This is a genomic window from Gaoshiqia sp. US2 (assembly GCF_059705485.1).
Map to the genome: position 1 here is coordinate 4,808,250 of NZ_AP048550.1, position 25,137 is coordinate 4,833,386.

Genomic DNA, 25,137 nt, shown 5'->3' on the forward strand with positions numbered 1-25,137 from the left:
AAATACCCCAGCAGGAAGGGCGACAGCGACCCGACCCTAAACACAAACAAATACACAATCCCGTTGATCGATGCGCGATAGCGGGGGTTCTATCGTGTCAAAAAACGTGGTGATAAAATTGGCCTCATAAATTCCCCTAAACAGGCCAAATGCCGCCAGGCAGAAATAGATTGAAAACAGCGTGGTTGACTGTCCCATGCCAAAGATGAACGGCGCCCCGATCAACAGGGTCGATGGTTTGTTGAACAGCATCCGGAAGGCTTCGCCGATAAATTTTTTGCTTTCCGAAAAAGTGGTGATTTCAGGGACCATCTTTGAGGGGGCAAACGCCAGAACAGCAAAAGTGAATAAACCACCCCGATTCCGCCAAACAGGTAGAATGCCATCCGCTACGCATAGTTCTCGGCAATAAAACCACCGATCACCCCGCTCAGGATGATGCCGATGTACAACGATGTTTGGTGTATCGACATGGCCCGCGCCCTGGTTTTGGTGTGGTATTCCGAAAGCAGCGCATTGGCCGAAGGGGCATAAAAAGCCTCCCCTCCGCCAACCGATACGCTTCTCAGTAAGATTAAATGAAAAACGATGTAACTCATGCCGGTAAAAAAGGTGGCAAGGCTCCCGGAAAATTGCTTGCTCCCCCCCCCCCGATGGGCAAACGCATTTAAAAAAGTTTGGTTTAAGCCATAAGCTCCTGCCGAGGAGCTTGGTTTCCTCATAACTCTTCATTATGTTTGAATGATTAATATTTTTGAAAGGCGGGTTTTGCATGTTGTAAATGGCCCGCCTTTCGTTTTGCTAATATACTAAATATCTGTTGATTAGTTACATGATTGGATAAAAGATTTGCCAGTTTTGCTATATTAATAAGAAGACAGAAGAACAAATTTCAGAAGCATGGAAGAGTTCGCTTTTCCACCAGATTTTCAGCAAGGTGAGCGAACCAAGAAGGACAAACAGGGGTAATTTCCGGCACCAGTTGCATGACATCCTGTTGCTGGTACTGTCCGCCGTTTTGTGCGGAATGGACGAATGGGAGGAAATCGCGGACTTTGGCCTGGAACAGCAGCATTGGTTGCGCAAGTACGGCTCTTTTGTTTATGGCATTCCCTCGCACGACACGCTTAACCGGGTTTTTTCGGCCATTGACCCAGTTGAGTTTTCAGCCTGTTTTTCCCAGTGGGCCAACAGTTTGCGGGCTCAATGCGACCAGGAGGTGGTTGCTATTGATGGCAAGCGCATGTGCAACTCCCATTATTTAACCAATCCGGCGATACACATGGTCTCTGCTTTCGCCACCCAAAACGGGCTGTGCCTGGGACAGGTAGCCACTCAGGAGAAAGGCAACGAGATCACGGCCATTCCCCAACTGCTTTCTCTCCTGGATGTCAAAGGGTGCATCGTGACCATTGATGCAATGGGCTGCCAAAAGAACATTGCCTCGAAAATATTAAAACAGGGGGCCGATTATATTCTTGCAGTCAAAGGCAACCAGCCGTCGCTCGAAGAAGGTATTCTGGATACAATCCGGTTCAATAAATCCATCAGTTCCGATGTAGATGTTGATTGCGGGCATGGCCGGATCGAAACCCGCGAATGCTCTGCGTACAGCAACCTTGAGATGATCGAAGGCGCGGATCAATGGGAAGGGCTGAAAACAATTTTCCGGATCGATTCTCAACGGGTTATCAAGTCAACCGGAGAAACTTCCCGGCAAACAAGATATTACATATCAAGTCTGGAAGCCCAGGCAAAACAGTTCAACACCTGGACACGCAACCACTGGGCTATCGAGAACAACCTGCATTGGACTTTGGATGTAGTCTTTGGCGAAGATCAATCCAGAAAAAGAAAAGGTTATGCCGCCCAGAATTTTAACACCATACGAAAAACAGTCATGGCTTTGCTGGTAAACGAGCAACATTGGAAAGCCAGCAAAAAGAGAAAAAGATCAAAAGCTTTACAGAACGAAAAATACAGGGAAACTTTACTCAAAATTTAAATGCGTTTGCCCTGCTCATTGCGAAAGCAAATATTCTTGTGCATTTTTGCAGCAAAGGAGTATTTCACGAGAATCGGGAACAAAAAAAATGACAAGATGAACACTCGTTGATTCATTTGCTCTTTTGATGCCGGGAAATAAAGCCAATGCGAAACGTTTTTTTCATTCAGCACAAATCCTCACCCTCTTCACCTCCTCATTCCCCCGAAACACCGGGAAATACATCAATTCAACTTTGGCCGGATTTAGGCTATAAACGCCGGTATAACGGGGAATCAGTTTGATCTCGAAGGAGTACTCTCCTTTCCGCAAACGCTCGCAGAAGATCGTGGTTTCGTTTTTAAAATACTCGCGGTGCGATTCGTTTCTGAAATTGTTTTTCTTATCGGCGTACGAACAACCACCGGGAATCGGAATATTGATCATCACATACTCGGCATCTTTTTTCAGCTTAACCGTTGCAACCAAGGTCACTTCGTTGCCAGCTTTCAAGCTTAACGTTGAATCGCGATCAAAGCAAGTCGTAATCTCAAAATCACCCCTGGTTATTTGCGGATCACTGTTCCAATATGTCTGATAACTGGTCAGGTATACCGGGAAGTCTCCGGTTTTGGAGATTTGAATTTGTTGAGTTGGATCAACTTTCATTTCAAAAGGAAACGCTGAAACCGTTTGGTTTAAGTCTCCCCGGATATTCAATTCAGGTTTAGTCACATTGGTTTTGCTGCCAAGCAAATCAGGCAGAATAGTTTCGATGATTTGAGCCGATTCGTAGGTGTTCCGCCAATAACCGGTTTTTCGGTTTTCGAGCAAATAGTTCCGGATTTTACCCAAGGTGACTGCATTTTTGACAGAATCTGCTCTCAGTATCCGGTAAGCCAGCAAGGTATTTTGGATATTGTTGACCAGCAGGCTGGGTTCTTGTTTTATATCTTCAAGATATACATTCCCGAATAAGGTCGTTTTTTGATAGTGATTCAAGGTGTCGGGATCAAAAGCCAGCTTACATTGTTGTTTCAGTTCCATCACCCGCAACAACTCGTGCAATGATAATTTCCGGTTTCGTTCCAAATCGGAGAGGTACGCCTGGTAATTGATCTGCGCATCCAGCAGTTTCAGTATTTTAAGTATCCGGATTTGCCGGTCAAAATTTCTGCAGCTTTGCAATTCCCAGGTCAGTCTTCCAACCAGCTCTTCTTTGTCGATTTTGATCAGGTAGCCCATTTTTTCAGCACGGACCAAGGCTTCCAGCACATGCAGGCTAATCCATTCCACCTCTTCCGAATCTTTCCACCAACCCCAAAGCCCGTTCGTTTTACGGCTTCCGTTTAATAACCGGATGAGCTTTTCTATGTCCCTGTCCTGTTTGAATTCTTCACTGGCATAACCGGCAATCGCCCGTTCAGCAAGCAGGACTTTCAGTTTGGAGGCCAGTTGCTCATTACACTGGTACCTGTATCTGAGCACATGCCCGATCTCGTCCCGGATCAGGTCAAGCACATCGGCCCGTGCATACACGGTGGCATCGCCCATGTTGGGATCAAAGGACAGCTGGATGCCGGCATCGTTTTCCAGTACATGGAATTCGCCATTCGCTTCTTCCAAACCCGCGGGATAAACCGGGATATTCCGCAACTCCCCGTCAAAGTAGCCATCTTCTTTTTCAAGAAAGTATTTGACAGAAACGGAGTCGGAAGAGGCCGTAACCGGGATCGTATCAAGGACTGAATGGGTGCAATAGCTGGTTTGGCTGAACCGGGCTTGTCCGTTCACCTCAAAACGGGTCGTGATCTGGACTGAATCCGGCATGTAGTTCAAAGCCTTGCCAATGGCAAAGGTGGTGTCCGACTGCACCAAAAACCGGGGAACAGCCAGTTGAGCCATCAAGGGTTTGTACGATTTGATCCGGTCCTGCGTTTGCCCGCTCTGTCGGTTTCCGTTCATGGCCAGGTAGAAGGCTTCCCAACTGGTGACGTCGTCCGGGAAGGTCACTTCAAAGCTCGCCTTACCGTTTTTATCGGTAGTCAGGCTTGGTTTCCAGAACGCATCATCCGAAAAGTTTTCACGGATGGAACTGGCCCCTGAAGCTGCTTCCAGAAAAGTATCATCAAAACCGGCCCCTTTGTCTGCAGGCGCCGGAGTTGGCTTAAAAGATCCCGGCTTTGTATCAATAATCACCACCCCGAGGGCGCCGCGGGCGCCGTAAATGGCTGTGGCCTCCTCTCCTTTCAGTATTTGAATATTTTTGATTAGCCCGGGGTCCAATTCGGCAATATTCCCCGCAAAGACATTCCCGTTGATGATATACAAGGGAGGTTGTTCCGACGCCAAAACCGACGTTCCCCGGATCATAATTTCAAAAGGTCGCCCGGCAGACGAATCTCCGGGAATAAACTTCACCTCTCCCAGTTTTTCGTTTAACGCCAGGGAAATATTTCCGCTGACCCCCGGAATTCCCCGGGTCATACGAACCGTTGAAACTCCGGCAACCGCGCCGGTCAAAGCCATTTTGCTTTGCATTCCATATCCCACAACAACCACTTCATCCAAACGCAGCACCGACGCGGAAAGGTTCACGTTGACAGAACCGGAACCGACAATTCTTTTTTCCACACTGTCGTATCCGATAAATGAGAAAACCAATTCGTGCCGGTCGCGCGGAACCTTTAGCGAATAATACCCATTCAAATCAGTAACGGCGCCATACGTGGTACCTTTGATAAGCACTGTGACTGCCGGTATTGGCTCGCCGGACTCGTTATCAACCACATAACCATCAACCAATTCGCCATCGCCGGTATATTGAAATTGTTGCTGATAGGAATGATAAATGGTTTTCAGTTCTTTTTCTTCATCATCAAAAAACGGAGCCGGACTAAAGATGGTTTCTTCAATCAATTGACTAACTGCCAGACTAAAAGTATCTTTATTAAACGTCAGTGGTTGATCAAATTCATAATAATTCAGCCCGTTGGGCTCAACATACAGGGAATCTTTCTGCTGATATTTTGCGCCGGCATAAAAGAAGATCAGTTTATAATAACCTTCGTGCAAATCGTGGACAAAAGAAACATTTCCCGGGTAAACCCGGAGAAAATCAGGATTGTCGTACCGAAAAACAAGCATATTCAGGGGAATGTCTTTCCGTTGCTGATCCGTTTTGGCCACATTGACCAGCATTTTTCCGTTACCTGGCGAGGTAGAATCGGGGTAACGGTATCTTGCTTTCATCCGCCGTTTTGAATCAAGATAGTCCTGCCACTGTTTCTGTAAATTTTCTTTGGTCAATACCACATCAGTCAGCTCCTGTTCTCGCCGATACTGGTTCAAATATTTGGGGTACTTGTTGCGGTCGACGCTCCGCATTTTCAGCAACTCGGGTGCAAATTCATATTCAAAAAACGGTTCATGGTCGAACTTGGACGAGAAACTGTCCATGAGTTGAAAAGTGACCGGCCCGACTACAGGCCCTGCAAGGTGATACGCGTTGCCGCTAAAGGATGAAGGTTTCAAAAACCGGACCCCGTCCTTTTGTTCCAGAAAAGCAAACCGTTCGCCAAAAGTATTCCTGAACGGAAAAATGTATTTGTATAACCGTTGCTGTTCCGATGCGCTTAATTCGGGCTTTGCCTCCTGAATCCGGATGCTTTTCAGAGTAAGCTCTTCATTCAAACTGAATATCAGTTTCTTCCCCGGATGAATGTACAGGCTGTCGATGGTTATGCTTTTTGTACTTGTCCGCAACCTGATTTGGTGGTAACCGCTGTCAATTTCAAAAGAATAGGGCCGGACATGGGTTGACCAGCTAAAATAAACCGGTTGTTGATCGACTTCAATGACATGAACAGGTACAATATCGCCTTCAGAAACAACAAAGGGGGCAAACTGGGTCAGCGAATCATCCGTACGGTACTCAAAACGGTAAACGGAGTTTTCAGGATAAATAAACCGGTAATATTCAATGGAATCCAAACCGGCCAATAACTTCCAGACATCGTAATCCAGCTTTAGTCCGGTTGTGTTCAGCGTGGATTTTGCGAAGTGAAAATTGTTGATCAGGGTTTTGTTTTTTCGGCTTTTCCCCATATAAGGCAACTGAGGCGGCGTGTAACCAAACTTCTTGGTTAATGAATAAGCGGTCAGGTCAACTCCTTCAACCGGTTTTCCGGCCGGATCGGTGACCAAAATTTCGATCCGTGATTTTTGTCCCGGGTAAACAATTTTGGGTTGGATTACCGAAACATTCAGTTTTTTATCCATCCATGGAACCTGGTAATTTTCTTCTTCCATTTTCCCACCCCACAGGTAACGAACGGATACGAAATAAGTCTGCACTGACGCTGTTTTTTGTTTGAAATCCAACGAATCAGCATATCCCTCCGCTCTCTGGTTGTTCTTTTTGTAAATGGTATAGCTGAAAGGCAACTTACGCGGATTATCAGCAACAATATATACCGAATCCGGTGTTCGTTCCGAGAAACATTGAAACAAAGAAGGTTGGGACGAAATGTAAATGGTATTGGTCAAACTGTCGGATTTGATGGTATAAGATGCGAAAAACGGATCAAGTTCAATTTTACAAGGTGTCGTTCCATCAAATACCGGTGTCTGATTTCCGAAATGATCATTCGCGCTTATCGTCACTTTTTTGTTTGTTGCAACGCCGTTTTTATGGTAACTGAACCGGATGGAATCGGTGAGCAGTTCCATGTCAAACTCCTCGGAATCGTAAAAATAGGGTACGGTCCGGCTTTCAGAAATTGCTTCATTATCGGAGGTAAGCAGCCGCACAACAAGCTCATAATCCAGATTGGTCTTTGGAAAAACAGAGTCAGGCAGAATGACTTCCGTTTCACCCGTAGGTTCGAGCCTTCTTTCAATGAATAAAAGGGTATCGGGAATAAATACCTGCTTTTCAAAATACCGGTTTATCAATTTTGGTTTGACCAGAACCTCGATCCGGGCATCCAACAGGTTCAGGTCATTCTCGTCTGTCCCTTTGATGAAAAGTTTGAATTCTCCATCCCGGTATTGTTTGGTCTGGTCTAACCGGAGCGAAAGTTTGCTTTTGGACAGTTCATAATCTTCGCACCTGAAATAGCCTGTCTGCAAATTTTTCCGTTCATTCAACTCAAGCCGGATGGGATATGGCCTGTCGAGCTGTAGTTGAAGCGAATCGTGAAGAAAAAACTGCCAGGCATAGCCGCCCGGACGATATGGTTCCAGACGGGTTAATTTGATATTCTTTTTAGCCTGCAGAATCACATTAACTGGTTTATCAACCGGCTTTCCCTTTTTTGTCAGCAGAAAAGCCTTGAATTTTACCGTGTCGCCGGGATGGTATTTCGGCTTGTTGAAAACGATGTAACCGGTATAGTCCTGTTGAATTTTGTACCAGAAATAGCTGTTGCGGTAAGAATCATCAAAAATGGAAGCTACCCTGCGAAACGACCCGACAAAGAATTTCTTAGTACTGTATATGGTTCCGCGGGTTCCCCCACCGACAATCGATTTGGCCGCATCAACCGGCAGATGAACCACGTAGCGAACCGGCAGCCAGACATATTTTACAGGAGTTGCGTAAAGCACCTTCCGTGTTCCCCGCCTGATAAAAGAATTATTGTGTTGCCTGTTCAGGTTGTAATAAGCGGTAAAGCCTTTACGCGTTACCCGTACCAATCCCTTTTGGTTTGATTTCCGGTCGATGTAAGATTGGATCTTTTTATCAAAATGCAGCTTCTTCCATCCTACACTCACCGCTGCATCAGTTATGATATTTCCTTGCAGATCGTAGACCTGGATACACAAATCGGTCTGGTTATTCGAAATAAAGATATCAAAATCCTGAATCGTTGTTATAAAAAATTTCTGTTTATTCTTTTCCGCGTAGGTTTTCAGGTAATGTCCTTCGGGCAATTGTCCGGTGTAAATACTGTCCGTAAAAAATGAATCCACCAACGTGTGGAAATAAGTAGGTTCAACTTTCACCAAATCGTTCTTGTAGATTTTTTTGGCTTCCTGGTCGGTCAGCTTATAAATGTAAGTGTAATAACTGGTTCGCCTGCTGTCAGGTAATTTCTGGCTGAATAAATTCAGGTGAATAAACGATAACAGCAGTAAGGATAAAATGCTTAGGCTTTGACGGATGTTCATTGGGCTGGAAAAGGTATTTGATTTTTAGTTTATTCTGATTGCTGCCAATAAAATTAAGGTTTTATCCGATCAACATGTTAACTAAACGAAAAAAGATTATTGACCCGTTTACGACTGATCGTGTTCTTCCGGACAAAAATTAACCTGCCAATCATCAAAAAAGCCTGTAAATCATACGATTTACAGGCTTTAGACTTTCATTGATTTCCCAATTTGTTGGGATAAGCAGGCTGCCTGCATAGAATTTGGCTTCCATGCCGGGTTGTCCAGTGACAGAAGCGACGGAATGTCCAACCGGGATCACGAAACTTTTGCAAGATGGGCTTTCACCGTATTCCTGCTAATCCCCAAACTACGGGTGTAACGCAAAACAGATGCGCAAGAACCGAAAAACACAATTAAATCTCCCGACGAAAGGGGGTCAGCTTGGGACGGATTATCCACCAAAACACTCCCTTCAACATTTTCGGAAAATTCTCAAGAGGAAAAAAATAAAAAATGAATGGAAAAAGCGGAAGTGTTGGTGTTTTGTGCCAGGGCTTGAGTAGCTCGTACAAATAATAATATGGACCTGATTATCGGTTTTATACATTGATCTTAAAACGTATTTCGTATGCTGAGCTTGTAATTTATGATTGCAATTAATCCACTTTAACTATTACCTTTAGAAGTTTAAATATGAATTACATATGCAAGTAGCAGTAAACAGAAAAGGTATCAAATTTAGCCCCGATGCCTCCAGGATAATTGCCCGGTTCTTATACACCGGCGATGAAAGGGCGCTAAATACCATTCGCTCAGTACTTGGGATGTCTGAAAATTCTGTATCGCAGGCATTGAGCCCCGTGTTGAGGGATTACTCGTTACGCCACCGAAATATCTCTAAAATTTTCGAAAAACATTTTAATAAGATTGCTCATCTGCTAGAGCTGTTAAATATTGAACCTGAATCGCTTAACATTTCGCAAAAAATACTGATCGGCTCCTATTTTACGATGGAATATTCGATTGAATCGGCGGCTTTTTTTAATCCCTCAATTGTGGAACACCCCGATCAGACGGAAACAGGTCCGGGCGAAAAAAGGGTAATACTCAGTTTCAGGGCCACCGGTGAGGGCCATATTTCGTCCATCGTCTTCCGGACAGGAGTATTGAATAGAAACAACAACCTGTCCATTGAGCCGGTTGGCAAAATGCTGGAAGAGGCCCAACACATACGAAAGCATATTTACGATAAAGCATCGTTTAAAAGCAAACTCGATGAGATGAAAGATATCCATACTTTAATCCCTTCAGGTTTAGTCCTCGACAAGCTAAACGATAAATTTACATATGGCGAATTAAGAGATTGTATTAAAGAAGCACGGAATACATTGCATCTGGCCGCCGATAAAGAAATTCTTTTCAATCAAATTATGTGGCTGGCCTCGTCGCATTATGAACTGGACTTTTCGCTGGACACCAACATTTCCGAAAGGGTTATTTTCCCGGTTTCGGTTAACGAAAAGAACGGAATTGAAGATGCTCGTTTTGTAAAATTTACAGAAGATAACGGAGAAACCATTTATTATGCCACCTACACGGCTTACGATGGCACTGCCATATTACCCAAAATGCTCGACACCCGGGACTTTTATCATTTTAAAGTACTGCCGCTTCACGGCGAAATTGCCCAAAACAAGGGTATGGCGCTTTTCCCCCGGAAAGTGAACGGGAAATATGTGATGTTGTGCCGGTTAGACGGCTTTAATAATTACATTTCTTATTCGGATAATATCAACATCTGGCGTAATGCCAGATTATTGCAACAACCTAAATTTCCGTGGGAATTTATTCAAATCGGAAATGGCGGATCGCCCATTGAAACACATGAAGGTTGGCTGGTGATAACACATGGTGTTGGCCCTATGCGTGAATACACGTTGGGAGCCTCACTGTTTGATCTTGAAAATCCCGAAAAAGAAATCGGGCGGTTAAAATCTCCCCTGCTGATTCCAAATGCCAAAGAACGCGAAGGATATGTTCCCAATGTGGTTTATTCCTGCGGCTCGATGATTCATAACGACGAATTGATAATCCCTTATGCCATGTCGGATTATGCTTCAACGTATGCAACAGTTAATCTGCACGAGCTGTTAAATGAGTTGAAAAACTCATAAAAAAATGAGAAATTCAAAAGAAACCGTTTCAAGTCGGTCGCTTTTTTTTAGTCGGTAATGAATATAGAACAAAGGCGCGGCAATAAAAACAACCGATACCATCACAATCAAACTCCATCCAAAGTACATTGTGTTTTGCGAATAAACTGTACCGGTATTCGAATTAACAAACTTCCTTTTTGAAATTTCCTGCACAGTGGTTGCTGACCGGGCTCAACGGGAATGTGTTGCGGAAGATGCTCAAGGAAATACCAGAAAAATCCTTCTTTGAGTTGTACCTTAAAAAACGGGAAATGCTTTTCTGCCTGCAAAACTGCTTTTCGAAGCGGTTTTATTTTAACAGGGTGTTTCAATACAACCGTCAACCTGAAAACGGCAGTATTATTTTCGTTGATTATTATCCATTAAGGTGACAATTAAATGTGTGAATGATGTAACTCTTATTCCGAATTTTGTAATACTTCCCTGTACAAATGAACAGACCTTTGATTTATATAAATTTGTTCACAAACTAAACAGTTAAAAATGAAAAAGACTTTGGGAATTGTGCTCGTCGTACTTGGAATACTGATGGTTGCATACACCGGTTTTAACTATGTAACTAAGGAAAAAGTGGTCGATTTGGGTCCGATTGAAATAAACAAGGAAAGAAATAATACGGTTAAATGGCCGCCTATTGTCGGAATTATCCTGATAGTTGGTGGAATAACTGTGATTGTTCTTGACACAAAGAAGGTCCATTTATGAGAAATGTTGCAAGACAAATCGAATTGCCAAATGTGTGAATGATGTAATTTATACCAAAGATTGTGTAACAAGCTTCAGGGGTTGGATAATTACCTTTATTCTAATTTATAAATCTTAAAAAATATCAAAATGAAAAAAACTATTTTTTTAGTACTCGCAATGGTGTTTGTTTTAAGCTCATCAATTGCATTTGCCAGCAAAAAGGACAGAACCGCTGATTCAGAAAAGTTGGCAGTTCCGGTAAAAACGGAAAACAAACTATCTGACGAAGAAATTACCCGTTTGACAAATCGCATCGAAGAAATCCGGAAAATGGATAAAAGCGACTTGACAGCGGAAGAAAAAAGTGAGCTGAAGAGTGAATTGAAAGAAATGAAAAAAGATGTAAAGAAATCGGGAGGTACCATTTATATTGGTGGAGCCAGCCTTATTTTAATTATCATCTTAATTATCCTTTTGGTTTGATTCTTAAATTTCCTTTATACATAGACAAACAGATACATACACAAAAAAATATTTTTGAAATGGGAAATCGCTGGTGAATTTCTTCTTTCTGTTTTCAATCAAAAAAATGAAGGAAATTAATTCGTGTACTAATAAATTAAAAGTATTTCTACTCAGGGTAACGATCAGGCAGATGATGTTCATTTGCCTGTTTTACTTTGGATCGTTTTCAAAGGTTTTATCTCAGGAGTATTTTCAACAGGAGACCAATTATAACATTCAGGTGTCTCTTAATGATAAGCTACACGAGCTAAACGCATCCGAAACCATTGAATACATCAACAATTCGTCCGACACCCTCTGTTTTTTATATTTCCATTTGTGGCCAAACGCTTATTCCGGCAACAGCACCCCATTGGCCAAACAACTGTTTCGTTTAAACGGCAAGGCAAGGCTGTTCGATAAACCTGAATTGAAAGGTTGTATCGATTCACTCGACTTTAACGTAAATGGCAAACAGGTGCATTGGAATTTATTGCCCGACCAACCCGATATCTGCAGGATACTTCTGAATGAGCCTTTATTTGCTGGCGACACAATTATAATTTCAACCCCATTCCGGGTAAAAATTCCCAAAGGGGTTACGTCAAGGTTGGGGTACATTGAGCAATCCTATCAAATATCGCAGTGGTATCCAAAACCGGCAGTTTATGATCAGGATGGTTGGCACGAAATGTCTTATTTGGATCAGGGAGAATTTTATTCGGAATTTGGAAATTTCGATGTAAGGATAACATTGCCTGACAATTACATTGTTGGTGCAACCGGAAGCCTGCAAAACCGATCAGAAATTGAAATGCTAACTGCATTAGCAGCCGACACTACATGGATAAAAACTGTCAACATTTACCAAGATGATTTTCCGGTTTCATCAAAACAGGTGAAAACGCTGCATTACATCGCAGAACAGGTACACGACTTCGCATGGTTTGCCGATAAAAGGTTTCATGTTCTAAAAGGAAATGTTACGGTACCCGAATCCGGCAGGGAAGTTACTACGTGGGCAATGTTTACGAACCAACAGGCCCACCTTTGGAAAGAGGCCCTGAATTATGCGAATGATGCCATTTCATATTATTCAAAAAAAATTGGCGATTATCCGTATCCGAATTTCACGGTGGTCCAAAGTGCGCTGAGCGCCGGATTGGGTATGGAATACCCCGGAATTACCGTGATTGGTCTTGTTGAGAATGCCTACTCGCTCGATGAGGTCATTGCCCACGAAATTTGCCATAACTGGTTTTACAGTTCGCTCGGATTTAATGAGCGGCGTTACCCGTTTATGGATGAAGGAATAACCAGCGCTTACACCGCACGTTACATGCACGAAAAATATCCCCAAAAAAAGCTTTGGGAGGGCTGGTTCAAAAACCGTAAACCGGCTGTATTTTTACACATCGACCAACTGCCCGTGAAGCGGTTGCAGGAACTGGAATGGCTTGTACAGGCCCGCAGTAACCTCGAACAGCCCATGAACCTGCCGGCAACCGGATTCAGTGATTTAAATTACAGCATTATCCTTTACAATAAAACCGCCATAGCCTTTAATTATCTGCGGGCTTACCTTGGAGATTCACTTTTTGATGCTGCGATGTATGAGTATTACCGCAACTGGATTTTCAGGCATCCCCGACCAGATGATTTACGAACCGAATTTGAAAACCTTACAGCCAAAGATTTAACCTGGTTTTTTGATGATTTAATTGGAACGACCAAACGACTGGACTATAAAATGGTTCGCGCGGAAAACAAACAACTGCTCGTGAAAAATAGGGGCGAACTGGTTTCGCCGCTGGTCATCGCCGGCATGACCGGAGACTCAATCTTTTTTGAAAAATGGATCGATGGGTTTGCGGGTCAGAAATGGATTGAACTGCCCGAGGGTGATTATACAGAAATAAAAATTGACCCCAGACACGAAATGCCCGAAATTTTCAGGATGAATAACAATATCCGGAAAACCGGCGCTTTTCCCAAGGCAGACCCCATACAAACCCAACTCTTCTTTACCGTTGATGATTCCGAAAAGCACACACTGATGTATTTTCCGGCAATAAACTGGACCCGGGAAAACGGGTTTATGGCGGGGCTGGCGCTCCATAACGGCTTCATCATTCCAAAACCGGTGGAATACTTTGTGATGCCCTTTTATGCATTCGGCAATAATGATTTAGCCGGGTTTGGCAAGGTGACCTATAACATTACGCCGTATAATAAATTCGTCAGACTGGCCGCAATTTCGTTCGAAGGAACCCAATTCGGCGCACCGGGCAACCAAAACTACAAAAAGCTGAAAACCGGCGTTGAATTGTATTTCAGAAACCGAAGCATGAATCACTCGTTTAGCCAAAAAGTATTTGGAAACTATACTGCTGCTTCCGGCCTATATCAGATTGAACTTGGGCAAAAAGCAAAAATGAACTCTTATTTGCAATTTGGTTATCGGGTGGAGCAGCAGCGTTCAATCAACCCATTCAGTCTGCAGGCTACATTGGAAACGGGGAAACTTTACCAAAAAACTTCGATGGAGTTTAATTACAAAATAAGCTATTACGGGCTATCCCAGGGATTGGATATCCGGTTCTTTGCCGGAACAATGCTGAAAAACGAATCGGATATTCCGTTTTACGCATTTTCGGCAGGTGGACGAAGTGGCCGTGAACAATATCTTTACCAGGGATCGTACCCCGACCGTTTTGCCGTTTTCCCAACCAATTTCTGGTCGCGGCAAATGAGCCTTTCTGAAGGCGGACTGGTTTCACCGGTTAACGATAGCCTGGGTTTTAGCCAATGGATTATTGCCTTATCATTCACCAGTAATTTGCCGGAAAAAATAAACCGGTTACCAGTTAAACCTTTTGTTAACCTTCTCCTGAACGACCATACTTTTAGAAAAAGCAACAATTCCCCTATCTTTTTCGAAACGGGCTTAAAAGCCGGAATATGGGACCTTTTCGAAATTCATTTCCCGCTGGTGGTTTCCAAAAATATTGATTTAATAAGCGGGCCATTCAAAAACCGGATTCGGTTTGTTTTTTCCCTCGATTCAATTAAGAAACTAAAAATGACTTCAAAAAAATAATTCTGATTTCCCAAATGTGTGAATCATGTAACGATCAACCGGAATTATGTAATACTTTTTAGTTTAAAAAAGTTAAACTTTACATGGTACGATTTAGTACAAATAAAAAAATTATCGTCATGCCAATATTAACTATTCTTGTCGTTATTATCGTTGTCGGGGTTATTCTCTGGTTGGTAAACAGCTATATTCCCATGCAACGTACCATTAAAAATATTTTAAATGCCGTTGTTGTCATTATTTTGGTGGTGTGGTTGCTCAACGTATTTGGAGTATTAGACAGTTTGAAGAACGTGACTATTTAGTTTGCAGACATCAAAAATTTGTTTTTTGATGCTGCCTGATAGAATCCGGGAACAATGCTCCCACACCCTCTCCTTACATCTATCCCATAAACAACTTAATTCTACTTTGACACATTCGAAAAATCCGGATGTTTTTACCCTAAATCCCTGAAGGGAACACCCAGATTTTTCTCCTGACATCCGGCAATTGCCGGACAGGGGTAAAACAGGAGAGAAATCTACCGCCAATCTTAATCTGTCAAAGTAGAATTAAAATGAATGACTTTTACACGTTCTGTTTTCCGCGATGTATGTATTATATAACTTATTCATAATTATTAGCTTCTCAAGAATAGAGTCAAATCAAACTGAAATAATTTATTCGGATGTAACCGTAAATTTTCAGGTTGAGGACATGTTTAATTTTTTCAGGTTAGAAGCTGAAAATCAGGTAAGGCAATGAAGCATCGACCCCCGTAGATTTCTATAAGTTGAAGAAAAACGATAATCTATTTCAGCATGAATAAACAAAAAAAAACAACAACCAAACCAGATAAACTTCGCCAGGCCGCAGAACTGTTGCTAAACCGAAAAGAGAAAGGTCTGGAAAAATCTTTCCACGAATCCGATAATTTAAAACTCATCCACGAACTTGAAGTACATCAGATCGAACTGGAAATGCAAAATGAAGAGCTTAAACAGGCAAAGGAAAAAGCAGAACTTGCAGAAAAAAAATATACCGAATTATATGATTTTGCCCCTTCAGGATATCTGACACTGACAATGGAAGGTGAAATTATCGATTTGAATATTCGTGCAGAACATTTGTTGGGAAAGGAACGTTCGCATCTGATTAAAAGTAGTTTTGGTTTTTTTATTTCCTCTGATACCAGAGTCCTCTATCCTGAATAATTCATAAACTTTAAAAAGGTGAATATTTGATTTTTTCAGCCGTGGGATTTAATAACCCATATGCTGAAAAGAAAATTTGTTGTCTGCGATTGTTTTCGATTGGTCATTTTAGAGGTTGGCCTGTTTAGTTTTAGACCAAAAATTGTGTGTATTTTCTTCACAGAACATAGGTATTTTATCTTGTGCTTTGCAAGTGCCTGATTAATATGTATTTTTGAATATAGTTGGGTTGTTGCTAACGGCGCAACTGTCCGATTTCGAGGAAGTAATTCTCAAGCAGTTTGGCTTGCGGGCATGAAGCTGGAAATTCCACTTTTATTTTTGTCTTCATTTGTCTAACCTGGGCAGCAATTTTAATGAACCTTTCACGTAATGTCTTCATCGTAACAGCTGCCAACCCCTTTGTTTTTAGCATGTTCTCCTGCAACGAGTGCATCAGCACATAAGCGGCTGAATGCAAGAATAACCTGAACTGATTGGCATAAAAGCTATTGCACGACATCCGGCCTGATTGCAGGTAGTTTTTGTGGTCTTTGATATTGAGTTCCATCCTGCCCCGTCCGCAGTACCCTTGTTCGTAAAGTGCCTTTGTCCGGTATTCCCAAAGGTCGGTTACAATAAAACGAATATTGGATCCTTTGCTTGTCACTTCGATTTTAACAATCACGCGTTGCTGGTTTTCCCAACTACCCGCTTTGTAGCCAAATGAGTGATAACGCTTTATGGGTTTGGCATATCTGGCAAATTCATTTTCGCAACTCTTTACAAGAGTTTCAACACTCGAATTCAATACGCTGTTTCCGGTCAAGCCAGTTATAAAATGGATATTGGGTTGTCCAACGCACCAGTCCATCAACTCTTTGCTGCAAAAGTGGCTGTCGCCCCGAACAATGATCACCGTATTTTTCCACGATTTGCGCAAATGGGCAACAAGCCTTTTGAGTATCCCAAAAACATTGGCACTTTTGCTGCGCCTGCCTGGTTTGAGTATGGTGGTAATCAGTTTTCCCGACAAGCCTTCATAAATGTGAAGGGGCATGTAGCAATACTCTCCGTAATAGTTATTGAACAGGGTTAACTGCTGCCCCCCGTGGGTATCAATGTTGGTGTCATCGCAATCGATAATAATCACAGGAGGTTCCGAAGGGTAGGATTCAATAAACTTATTGGCAAAGGCATACGCGATGTTGTACAGTTCACTGGCTCTTGGGGTGTTCTCAAAACGGGTCATAGTTGATTGAGATGCCAAGGCATTCCCTGTCATGGGCAAACGTCCAACACTCATTTTCAGGATCGTGTCATCGCGCAAGGTATTGCAATCATTGGCATCTTCATATCCAGCAACAATCTGATATACCCGCTGTGCAGCAATCTCTTCCAAAGAGTGGTCAACATAGCTTTGATGCCGGGTGTCCTCAATACAAGTAACCAGCGACTTGATGATGCCAATCCGGCTCTCGATATCTTTGACCAACAGCAAACCACCATCTGAAGAAATCTCAGATGCAGTAAAACTTACCTCAATACGCTTATTGTCAATTGGTTGTAAATCGAAGAGTTTTCCCTGGCAAATTGCAACGTCTGTTTGCTTGTCCAGAGTTTTTTCGGTAATTTTATTTTCTGAAGAGCTCATGGAAATACGGTTGTAAGACGCTGTAAGATAGTAATTTATCTTTAATTTTCGTGAGCTTTTCTTCGTTTTTGTGAATTATTCAGGCTATAATCGTTTTCTGAAAAAAAATATTCAAAAACAAATTAAAAGAAACCTGCGAACTGAAATTGGTAACCTCCGGCGATTCCGAAAAGTACATACTCGTCAACGGCATAATCAGCCATATTGACGAAAAATGTTTGGTGACCCTGGTTGACATTACAAATCGCAAACACGCCGAGAACGAATTGATAAGAGCCAAAGAAAAAGCGGAAGAAGGCGACAGATTGAAATCAGCTTTTCTGGCCAACATGAGCCACGAAATCAGAACACCGATGAATGGAATTCTGGGTTTTACCGAACTGCTTAAAACGGTAAAGTTAAACGGAGAAGAGCAGCAAACCTATATTGGCATTATTGAGAAAAGCGGTACCCGCATGCTCAATATCATAAACGATATTATCAGCATTTCCAAAATAGAATCTCGCCAAATTGAAGTTTCGGTTTCAGAAACAAATATAAACGAACAGGTAGAATACATTTATCACTTTTTCAGGCTGGAGGCAAAACAGAAGAAATTGCATATTTCATATAAAAATACGCTGCAACGAAATGAGGCTTTCATAAGGACGGACCGCGAAAAGGTATATGCTGTACTCACCAACCTGGTGAAAAATGCAATTAAATTTACTCAAACCGGCTTCGTTGAATTGGGTTATTTAAAAAAAGACAGATTCCTCGAATTTTATATAAAGGACAGCGGCCCCGGAATTCCGGAAGAACAGAAAGAAATTATTTTTGAACGCTTCAGACGGGGCAATGAATCATTAACCCGTAACCATGAAGGAGCCGGCCTGGGGTTGTCAATTTCAAAAGCGTATGTTGAAATGCTGGGTGGACGAATCTGGGTCGAAAATAATGCCGAAACGAATACAAATACTTCGGGATCCACGTTCTTTTTTACCATACCTGCCCATCCTGTAAATCAAGCCGGTCAAGTTACCCCGGTTGCTCCACCGGATCAATCGGCAAAAAATGGAACCAGAAAACTTAATATTTTAATTATTGAAGATGATGAAACTTCGGAAATACTTATCAATAAGATGATTGAAGGGTTTTCAGGGAAGATTTTAAAAGCAACAACCGGAGTTGAAGCGGTTGAAATTTGCCGGAAAAATCCTGACATCGATTTGGTGCTGATGGATATAAACATACCGGAGATGGATGGCTATGAAACCACCCGTAACATCCGGAAGTTTAATAATGAGGTGGTAATAATCGCACAAACCGGGTACGCACTGGCTGGCGACCGAGAGAAGTCAATAGCTGCAGGATGTAATAACTATATTTCCAAACCAATCGACAGAGTCGATTTAAGGAAGATGGTAAACAGTTATTTTTCAGAATTGACGAAATCATAAAATGTGTGAATGATGTAATTTATTTGAGAAATTTTGTAACAGTTTCGGGGATAAAGAGAAATACCTTCGGTAATAAACGATAATAATGATATTCAAAAATCTTTTACATCGACAAATAACCAGATTCAGTAAGATAAAAGTATCTGTCAGGGTTTGGAAGGTTCACATAAATGTACCCTGTAATTTGAATGTGCAGAAAAAAGATGAAGATATAAAAACGATTGAATGGACCATTAATCAGGTGCTTAATTAATAAAAAACTCTCTGACACCGAAAAATGAACGTATGAAAAAATTGTACCTATTAATATTAATACAAATAATAATTTAAAAAATTATCATGGGAAACTTGCTATACATCATCGCTGTACTCCTGATTATCGGATGGGCAATCGGATTTATCGGGTACAATTCCGGAGGCATAATACATATCCTGCTTATCATTGCAATTATTGCAATAATCGTCAGGGTTATTCAGGGGAGAAGGGTATTATAAATCGAATTTTTTTCTTTAAATGTTTCGGGAATTTAAATACGCTGCTTTTTATACATCAATAAACGTCCAATATTATTGATGGTCTAGTTTAGGTTAGGTTTGTAATAAAAATGTGGGTAGAGTACCCACATTTTTTCCTGGAATTCTGGGGATATAATCAAATAACAAATTCAAAATGGAAAATATTGTTATTTGAACCCGGCCAAAAACAGAGATGCTGCGATGGTTGACTTTTGTATGTGTAAATTATTTAATCAATATAAACAATTAATAGTATGAGTTCAGGAAAAGTTTTGTTGGGCGTATTGGCCGGGGCAGCCGTCGGCGCATTGGCAGGGATTTTATTTGCACCTGCAAAAGGATCGAAAACCCGTAAAAGAATTTTGAAAAAGGGTGAAGACTATTCAGAAACATTGAAAGAAAAATTCAACGATTTCGTTGAGGTTATTACCGAGAAATTTGAAAAAATGAAAGACGATGTTACTGACTATGCCGAAAAGAAAATGGGTAAACCCGAAGACGCAGAAGAGAAAACAAAAACTGTTGAAGGTTAGAAAAGTCTAAAAAAATGGGAATATGTTTAAAGGAACATTGAAAACTAAATCATCCGGAGGAATTAACAGGTCATTTATGGATTCATTTCACCCCTTCAATTTTCTGCCCCTGATTGAAAAAATGAAACATAAACCGGCTTTGTTCAAAAGAGATTTGCATTCAATGGTTCTTTTAAACGATCCCGACAAGCAGATTGTGCTTACGACATTTGATAAGGGAACAGAAATCAATTCATTCCAGTCGGATGAGCAAATGATCCTTCAGGTTATTTGGGGAGAATTAAGCTTTCATACTCACGAAGAATCGCTGAATTTAAGTCAGGGTGAATTTCTTATTATCCAGGTAAACAAACCTTACCGTTTAACAACCGGGGGGAAAACCATGTTTCTTTTAACACTTATTCCCGGCAACCTGAGGCGTACAACGTCAAAATTCACAAAATGAAGTACGATAATGCAAAAATACGATGGATGATAACGTGAAGTTAATAGAATCGCTACTCGAAAGTACCTTCAGGTACGGAGCAGCGGAAATAGAGTGGACTCAAGCTTAAAACTTTAAACAAAACATCAGATGTGGTTTCCAGTTTTATTCCACATACCGTTGTTTTTTTTATTTTAGTTCTGTTTCTGCTTTTTCTCAATTTAGGACTGGCCCTTTGGCTTGGTGACATCATCGGAAATGATTTCTACGGATTTTTTGTGATTGCTGCATTTTATGCCATTGTGGGGCTTGTTATGCATTTTTTTATGCATAAGTGGATTAAACGAAAGATTTGCAATTATCTGGTGAAACAGATGTTTAAATAAACTGACATGGAAAATATATCGACCCCTGCTGAACTTAAAGAAGCGATTGAATTGCTGGAAGCGAAAAAGTCTGTTCATTTTCAGGAGATGAGGGCAAATTTTTTCCTTGCCTACGAGTACCTTAAACCCGCTAATCTCATTAAAAGTACAATAAAAGAAATTGGCTCCTCGCCCGATCTTTTCAATAATATTTTTAACGTTGCTATTGGTCTGGTTGCAGGTTATCTTTCAAAAAAAGCGATATTTATCGGCAGCTCAAACAGTAAATCCAGAAAACTTTTGGGTCTAATTTTACAGTTAGGTGTTACAAACCTGATTGTTAATGCCCCAAATGCATTAAAGTCATTCGTCCAGGATATTTTCAGTAAAAGCAAAAAGGAAATTAAATCCGACTAACCGTGACAGTTAAAGAATTTATGATACCTCTTTACGTAAAAACGGTACTGGTTTTTATAGGCATACTCGCCTTTGTTATCACGTTATATATTGCTCAGGGCGTTATTATTCCAATTGTTTTCGCAACTATTTTTGCCATCGTGCTCCATCCCGTAGTGAACCTGATCGTCAGGTTGAAAATTCACCGGATAGTAGCCATCGTTATAGTGATGTTTTTTACTTTTTTGATTATTGCCTCATTTGGCGCGCTTTTGTTCTCCCAGGCAAGCCGGTTCACTGAATCGTTACCGGCGCTGGTTGACAAGTTTACCGAAATACTCAACCAAATCATCTTCTGGGCTTCTGGTTATTTCGACATTAGCGCCAATGAAATCACCGCATGGATAACAAAAACAAAAAATGAACTCATTGGAGGTGCTGAGATCGGACGAACAATTATTAATGTTGGCGGCGTCCTGGCATTTTTATTTCTGATTCCTGTTTATGTTTTTATGATTTTATTTTACCAATCTCTCCTGATTGAATTTTTTCACCGTTTGTTTGGGAAAAACAACAGAGACAAGGTAAGCGAAATAATAAACCAGATAAAAACTCTTATTCAGCGCTACCTCATCGGACTGCTTATTGAGGTGATCATTATTTCTTTTTTATATACCATTGGTCTTTTAATATTGGGAATCGAATATGCTTTAATTCTTGGTATTTTGGGCGCCCTTCTTAATCTGATTCCTTATCTCGGTTCAATCATTGCGGCATCCATGCCAATGATAATCGCTGTTGTAACCAAACCATCTCCCTGGTTTGCCTTGCTGGTTTTGGCGCTTTATATCGTCATCCAATTTATCGACAACAACTATATCGTACCCAAAATAGTTGCTTCAAAAGTAAAAATCAACGCCCTGGCTTCCATCATTGCTGTGATTACATTTGGCACACTGTGGGGTATTTCGGGTATGTTAATCGCCATTCCGCTAACTGCGGTTGCGAAGCTTATTTTTGATCATATCGAACCGTTACAACCCTGGGGATTTTTATTGGGAGATACCATGCCGTCCCCACTAAGCACTAAATCAATTCTCAAAAAATTGAAACTGAAGTGAAATACGATTTCATCACCAGTGTGAATTGAGGTTATTCTTTCGCCCGATATTCAAGAAATAGATAAGCTTCTGTATCAGTAAAATTTTATTGCTGGTATTAAAAGCTACATCCCCGCACTCCTTTATGAAGTGCGGTATTTTTTTGATCATGTGTGAATGATGTAAATTTCCATACGAATTGTGTAACTTTTTAGAAATACGAATGGTTTAATTTTATATTGGATTACTGGCATCTAATTCAAAAAAAAGGTACCGTCATCGTATAGAATACTAAAACCGCACCTAAATGATTCTGAAAATTAAAAATATGGCAACCAGTCGTTGTAAAGTTTTTGTTCAGAACGAAATTAACAAACTGGGCATTTACAACATAACTGTTGAATTGGGTGAAGTGGAATTAAGTGAGAATTTATCCGAGAAGAAATTAAGGTTCCTGGATATTGCCCTCAGAAATGCCGGGTTGAAATTATTGAAAGATAAAAAGCACTCGCTGGTTGAAAAAATTAAAGCGGCTATCCATGAATTGGTGTATTATACCGATGACATTCCCAGACCAAACTATTCAGATTTTATTAGTCAAAAAGTCAATCTCAATTACACCTCCCTTAGCAATACTTTTTCGAAGACGCAGGGCATTACCATTGAAAAATATATTATTGAACAACGAATAGAACGTATTAAAGAATTGCTTATTTACACCGACCTCAGTATCGACGACATGGTGTTTAAATTAAACTACAGCAGTACGGCTCATTTGTCGAACCAGTTTAAAAAGTTTACCGGAATGACTCCTTCCAATTTCAGAAAACAAAGAAATCATCTTCCCAACGCTCCAGCATAAAAGCTCATTTTATAAACAGATTGCATACGGAGTCAACGCAGAATTCATTTGAATTTTAAAGGCCATCGTTAAAATATAACGACAGCCTTTTTTTAATCAGAAATATATAGAACTAAAACCGGAATCCAAGGGAAAGCCCGTAACCTGTATTCTTAAGCGATGATTGATTATCACCGGTAATCCGGTTGTCCTTCGGGTTGATATCGAGCAAGCCGAGTTGAGTATTCAGTTGCAAAAACAGTCCGGCCTGTAATTCGTAACCAAAGAAGAGGTTGGCGCCGGCATCAAACGGTTTTATATATACGGTAGTAAGCGGGTCACCGGCCTCCACCTCTTTTTTGAATTCGATGTCGGTTTCAACGGTTACCGAACCTCCTTCGTAAATGGCTTTTCCCCCAATTCCATACGCCACATAAGGTCCGAACCCAAGCATAAAATAGCCGTTGCCCACCTTGCCTTTATATACAAAGTTCAACGGCATTTCGATGTATGAAAGTTTATATGTATTGGTAATCAGTCCATCATTGTTTTCTGCTCCTTTTGTACTGAACAGTAATCCAGGCTGAACGTAAAACGCAGGGGAAACAGGAAACTGGATATTTACCCCGGCATGATAACCAATGATCATATCGTTTTCAAGTTTGTCGCCATTCATGTCTTTTCCGTTCAGATTTTGCATACTAGCCCCACCCAGAATAGCAAATGATGTTCTTCCCTCTCTTCCGCTTTGGGCTTCTGCCAAAAACACGGTTAGCGTGAAAATCAGAATCAAAGAAATTCGTTTTGTTCTCATATCAAAAATATTTAAGTGAATTTGTATTATTAATTTTGAGCGCCTTGCACAGCTTCTGCCTTCATCTTTTCATTGGCCGTGATCAAAAATTCGACCCTGCGATTTTGGGTACGTCCGTCTGCTGTTTCATTTTCGTATTTGGGTAATGTTTCGCCAAAACCTTTGATACTTAAACGGCTCGTCGCAATGCCGGCACTGGTCAGATAACGGCTGACTGCGGTAGCCCGCTGTACAGACAAAGTCTGGTTATAGGCTTCACTCCCCTTGTTGTCGGTGTGCCCCTGTACTTCAATATTGGTTTCCGGATACGTGTTCAGAACCGTTACCAATTTGTTCAGGTTGATTTTCGCATCATTGGAAAGGTTCGACTGGTCGAATCCAAACAAAACACTGCTGCTAAATTCCACCACAATACCTTCGCCCACGCGTTCCACTTTTGCGTCAGGCACGGTTTTTTTAATTTCCTCAGCTTGCTTATCCATCTGCCGCCCAATTACAGCGCCGGAAGCGCCACCAACTGCAGCGCCAATTATGGCCCCAAGAGCAGTATTTCCCGAAGCCCGACCTATTACTGCACCGGCAGTCCCGCCGGCTGCTGTTCCAATAACAGCCCCTTTCTGTGTTTTATTCCATGAAGTACAGCCCGTAAAAATAAAAGTTAAGCATAACACCACGAGTAAACCCATTCGTAACTTATTCATAATTTGACGTATTTAATTGTTTAAAACTTGTATTCATTCAAAGCCTTATTTTTATAAATCAAAAAGGATATTTCATTTTTCCTTTTTTTTTCCTTCAGCGCATCATTCCTGATTTTTTCATTTTGGGGATTCCGAATCTGTCTGAGCTGACTTCTGAGTTTCAAAACATCTTGCTCCCCAATTGCATGCCCCAAATCATTTTTCCAGCTCATTTTTAAATTATTGGTATTTGGCATTTTAATGTATTTTGAACTGTTCTTTTACAGTTGATTGTATTTCGAATAAAGGTAGGCCGATTCCACTAGTGAAACATTACATAATTCTCAATAACAATTACATCATTCACACATTATTGGCGGTGCTTTTTTTCAAAAAAGTGGGAATAATGTAATTTTTTCGAAAAATTATATAATACACAAATTATCTTAGTTTGTTAATTTTCGCATTCATGAACTAGTAAAAATCAGAAAGCACAAATTGTTTTGGATGTAAACACTGCAATTGTTTTAATTTCAAATGAAGTGGATTA

21 protein-coding genes are annotated in these 25,137 nt (G+C 41.2%); 14 read left to right on the plus strand and 7 right to left on the minus strand.

The window, feature by feature from the left end; all coding sequences use genetic code 11:
- Window positions 1-36 precede the first annotated feature (36 nt).
- Both AC6H3C_RS19120 and AC6H3C_RS19125 read right to left on the minus strand, forming a co-directional pair.
- Window positions 37-312, minus strand: a complete 276-nt coding sequence (locus tag AC6H3C_RS19120; protein WP_497517115.1) for a hypothetical protein — start codon at window positions 310-312, stop codon at window positions 37-39.
- 77 nt (window positions 313-389) lie between these two features.
- Window positions 390-722 carry an MFS transporter gene (locus tag AC6H3C_RS19125; RefSeq protein ID WP_497517116.1) on the minus strand — a complete coding sequence of 111 codons (333 nt, stop codon included), beginning with the start codon at window positions 720-722 and terminating at the stop codon, window positions 390-392.
- A 203-nt stretch (window positions 723-925) separates the two neighbouring features.
- Between AC6H3C_RS19125 and AC6H3C_RS19130 the strand changes: the two genes are divergently transcribed.
- Window positions 926-2,005 (plus strand): ISAs1 family transposase, encoded by a 1,080-nt coding sequence (locus tag AC6H3C_RS19130; RefSeq protein WP_497521282.1) that lies wholly within the window; start codon window positions 926-928, stop codon window positions 2,003-2,005.
- 162 nt (window positions 2,006-2,167) lie between these two features.
- Here AC6H3C_RS19130 and AC6H3C_RS19135 read toward each other — a convergent pair whose 3' ends face one another.
- Window positions 2,168-8,158, minus strand: a complete 5,991-nt coding sequence (locus tag AC6H3C_RS19135; protein ID WP_497517118.1) for a carboxypeptidase-like regulatory domain-containing protein — start codon at window positions 8,156-8,158, stop codon at window positions 2,168-2,170.
- A gap of 689 nt (window positions 8,159-8,847) precedes the next feature.
- Between AC6H3C_RS19135 and AC6H3C_RS19140 the strand changes: the two genes are divergently transcribed.
- The 6 genes from AC6H3C_RS19140 to AC6H3C_RS19165 all read left to right on the plus strand — a co-directional run bounded on the left by AC6H3C_RS19140 (window position 8,848) and on the right by AC6H3C_RS19165 (window position 15,846).
- A complete protein-coding gene (locus AC6H3C_RS19140) occupies window positions 8,848-10,317 on the plus strand; it encodes a glycoside hydrolase family 130 protein (RefSeq protein ID WP_497517119.1) in 1,470 nt (489 codons plus the stop codon).
- A gap of 525 nt (window positions 10,318-10,842) precedes the next feature.
- Window positions 10,843-11,064 carry a YidH family protein gene (locus tag AC6H3C_RS19145; RefSeq protein WP_497517120.1) on the plus strand — a complete coding sequence of 74 codons (222 nt, stop codon included), beginning with the start codon at window positions 10,843-10,845 and terminating at the stop codon, window positions 11,062-11,064.
- A 129-nt stretch (window positions 11,065-11,193) separates the two neighbouring features.
- Complete coding sequence (locus AC6H3C_RS19150) at window positions 11,194-11,529, plus strand: hypothetical protein (RefSeq protein ID WP_497517121.1); 336 nt, start codon at window positions 11,194-11,196, stop codon at window positions 11,527-11,529.
- 106 nt (window positions 11,530-11,635) lie between these two features.
- On the plus strand, window positions 11,636-14,650 hold the full coding sequence (locus AC6H3C_RS19155; protein WP_497517122.1) for a M1 family metallopeptidase: 3,015 nt from the start codon (window positions 11,636-11,638) through the stop codon (window positions 14,648-14,650).
- A gap of 83 nt (window positions 14,651-14,733) precedes the next feature.
- Window positions 14,734-14,955 carry a Thivi_2564 family membrane protein gene (locus AC6H3C_RS19160; protein WP_497517123.1) on the plus strand — a complete coding sequence of 74 codons (222 nt, stop codon included), beginning with the start codon at window positions 14,734-14,736 and terminating at the stop codon, window positions 14,953-14,955.
- 498 nt (window positions 14,956-15,453) lie between these two features.
- Entirely contained in the window at window positions 15,454-15,846 is a 393-nt protein-coding gene (locus AC6H3C_RS19165; protein WP_497517124.1) for a hypothetical protein, read from the plus strand.
- A gap of 235 nt (window positions 15,847-16,081) precedes the next feature.
- Here the strand turns inward: AC6H3C_RS19165 and AC6H3C_RS19170 are convergent, their stop codons facing one another.
- Complete coding sequence (locus AC6H3C_RS19170) at window positions 16,082-17,479, minus strand: IS1380 family transposase (protein WP_497515887.1); 1,398 nt, start codon at window positions 17,477-17,479, stop codon at window positions 16,082-16,084.
- 146 nt (window positions 17,480-17,625) lie between these two features.
- On the opposite strand from AC6H3C_RS19170, the gene AC6H3C_RS19175 reads away from it, so the two are divergent.
- The 7 genes from AC6H3C_RS19175 to AC6H3C_RS19205 all read left to right on the plus strand — a co-directional run bounded on the left by AC6H3C_RS19175 (window position 17,626) and on the right by AC6H3C_RS19205 (window position 23,114).
- Window positions 17,626-18,918, plus strand: a complete 1,293-nt coding sequence (locus tag AC6H3C_RS19175) for a hybrid sensor histidine kinase/response regulator (protein ID WP_497517125.1) — start codon at window positions 17,626-17,628, stop codon at window positions 18,916-18,918.
- Between the two features lie 339 nt (window positions 18,919-19,257).
- Complete coding sequence (locus AC6H3C_RS19180; RefSeq protein WP_497517126.1) at window positions 19,258-19,413, plus strand: lmo0937 family membrane protein; 156 nt, start codon at window positions 19,258-19,260, stop codon at window positions 19,411-19,413.
- Window positions 19,414-19,688: 275 nt separating this feature from the next.
- Window positions 19,689-19,967 (plus strand): YtxH domain-containing protein, encoded by a 279-nt coding sequence (locus tag AC6H3C_RS19185; RefSeq protein ID WP_497517127.1) that lies wholly within the window; start codon window positions 19,689-19,691, stop codon window positions 19,965-19,967.
- Window positions 19,968-19,989: 22 nt separating this feature from the next.
- Window positions 19,990-20,412, plus strand: a complete 423-nt coding sequence (locus AC6H3C_RS19190; RefSeq protein WP_497517128.1) for a cupin domain-containing protein — start codon at window positions 19,990-19,992, stop codon at window positions 20,410-20,412.
- Window positions 20,413-20,783: 371 nt separating this feature from the next.
- On the plus strand, window positions 20,784-21,173 hold the full coding sequence (locus AC6H3C_RS19195) for a hypothetical protein (RefSeq protein WP_497517129.1): 390 nt from the start codon (window positions 20,784-20,786) through the stop codon (window positions 21,171-21,173).
- A 2-nt stretch (window positions 21,174-21,175) separates the two neighbouring features.
- Window positions 21,176-22,273, plus strand: a complete 1,098-nt coding sequence (locus tag AC6H3C_RS19200) for an AI-2E family transporter (RefSeq protein WP_497517130.1) — start codon at window positions 21,176-21,178, stop codon at window positions 22,271-22,273.
- Window positions 22,274-22,559: 286 nt separating this feature from the next.
- Window positions 22,560-23,114, plus strand: a complete 555-nt coding sequence (locus AC6H3C_RS19205; RefSeq protein WP_497517132.1) for a helix-turn-helix domain-containing protein — start codon at window positions 22,560-22,562, stop codon at window positions 23,112-23,114.
- Window positions 23,115-23,226: 112 nt separating this feature from the next.
- On the opposite strand, the gene AC6H3C_RS19210 is transcribed toward AC6H3C_RS19205, so the two are convergent.
- The 3 genes from AC6H3C_RS19210 to AC6H3C_RS19220 are packed head-to-tail and all read right to left on the minus strand — an operon-like array spanning window position 23,227 to window position 24,844.
- A complete protein-coding gene (locus AC6H3C_RS19210; protein WP_497517133.1) occupies window positions 23,227-23,907 on the minus strand; it encodes a porin family protein in 681 nt (226 codons plus the stop codon).
- 29 nt (window positions 23,908-23,936) lie between these two features.
- Entirely contained in the window at window positions 23,937-24,608 is a 672-nt protein-coding gene (locus AC6H3C_RS19215; RefSeq protein ID WP_497517134.1) for a YiaD family glycine zipper/OmpA-like lipoprotein, read from the minus strand.
- A gap of 20 nt (window positions 24,609-24,628) precedes the next feature.
- On the minus strand, window positions 24,629-24,844 hold the full coding sequence (locus AC6H3C_RS19220) for a hypothetical protein (RefSeq protein WP_497517135.1): 216 nt from the start codon (window positions 24,842-24,844) through the stop codon (window positions 24,629-24,631).
- Window positions 24,845-25,137: the final 293 nt, after the last annotated feature.

Bases quoted from the DNA above. Each gene is read 5' to 3' on its own strand.
- AC6H3C_RS19120 (WP_497517115.1), bottom strand. From the start codon at position 312: ATGGTCCCTGAAATCACCACTTTTTCGGAAAGCAAAAAATTTATCGGC.
- AC6H3C_RS19125 (WP_497517116.1), bottom strand. From the start codon at position 722: ATGAGGAAACCAAGCTCCTCGGCAGGAGCTTATGGCTTAAACCAAACT.
- AC6H3C_RS19135 (WP_497517118.1), bottom strand. From the start codon at position 8,158: ATGAACATCCGTCAAAGCCTAAGCATTTTATCCTTACTGCTGTTATCG.
- AC6H3C_RS19140 (WP_497517119.1), top strand. From the start codon at position 8,848: ATGCAAGTAGCAGTAAACAGAAAAGGTATCAAATTTAGCCCCGATGCC.
- AC6H3C_RS19145 (WP_497517120.1), top strand. From the start codon at position 10,843: ATGAAAAAGACTTTGGGAATTGTGCTCGTCGTACTTGGAATACTGATG.
- AC6H3C_RS19150 (WP_497517121.1), top strand. From the start codon at position 11,194: ATGAAAAAAACTATTTTTTTAGTACTCGCAATGGTGTTTGTTTTAAGC.
- AC6H3C_RS19155 (WP_497517122.1), top strand. From the start codon at position 11,636: ATGAAGGAAATTAATTCGTGTACTAATAAATTAAAAGTATTTCTACTC.
- AC6H3C_RS19160 (WP_497517123.1), top strand. From the start codon at position 14,734: ATGGTACGATTTAGTACAAATAAAAAAATTATCGTCATGCCAATATTA.
- AC6H3C_RS19165 (WP_497517124.1), top strand. From the start codon at position 15,454: ATGAATAAACAAAAAAAAACAACAACCAAACCAGATAAACTTCGCCAG.
- AC6H3C_RS19170 (WP_497515887.1), bottom strand. From the start codon at position 17,479: ATGAGCTCTTCAGAAAATAAAATTACCGAAAAAACTCTGGACAAGCAA.
- AC6H3C_RS19180 (WP_497517126.1), top strand. From the start codon at position 19,258: ATGGGAAACTTGCTATACATCATCGCTGTACTCCTGATTATCGGATGG.
- AC6H3C_RS19185 (WP_497517127.1), top strand. From the start codon at position 19,689: ATGAGTTCAGGAAAAGTTTTGTTGGGCGTATTGGCCGGGGCAGCCGTC.
- AC6H3C_RS19190 (WP_497517128.1), top strand. From the start codon at position 19,990: ATGTTTAAAGGAACATTGAAAACTAAATCATCCGGAGGAATTAACAGG.
- AC6H3C_RS19195 (WP_497517129.1), top strand. From the start codon at position 20,784: ATGGAAAATATATCGACCCCTGCTGAACTTAAAGAAGCGATTGAATTG.
- AC6H3C_RS19205 (WP_497517132.1), top strand. From the start codon at position 22,560: ATGATTCTGAAAATTAAAAATATGGCAACCAGTCGTTGTAAAGTTTTT.
- AC6H3C_RS19210 (WP_497517133.1), bottom strand. From the start codon at position 23,907: ATGAGAACAAAACGAATTTCTTTGATTCTGATTTTCACGCTAACCGTG.
- AC6H3C_RS19215 (WP_497517134.1), bottom strand. From the start codon at position 24,608: ATGAATAAGTTACGAATGGGTTTACTCGTGGTGTTATGCTTAACTTTT.
- AC6H3C_RS19220 (WP_497517135.1), bottom strand. From the start codon at position 24,844: ATGCCAAATACCAATAATTTAAAAATGAGCTGGAAAAATGATTTGGGG.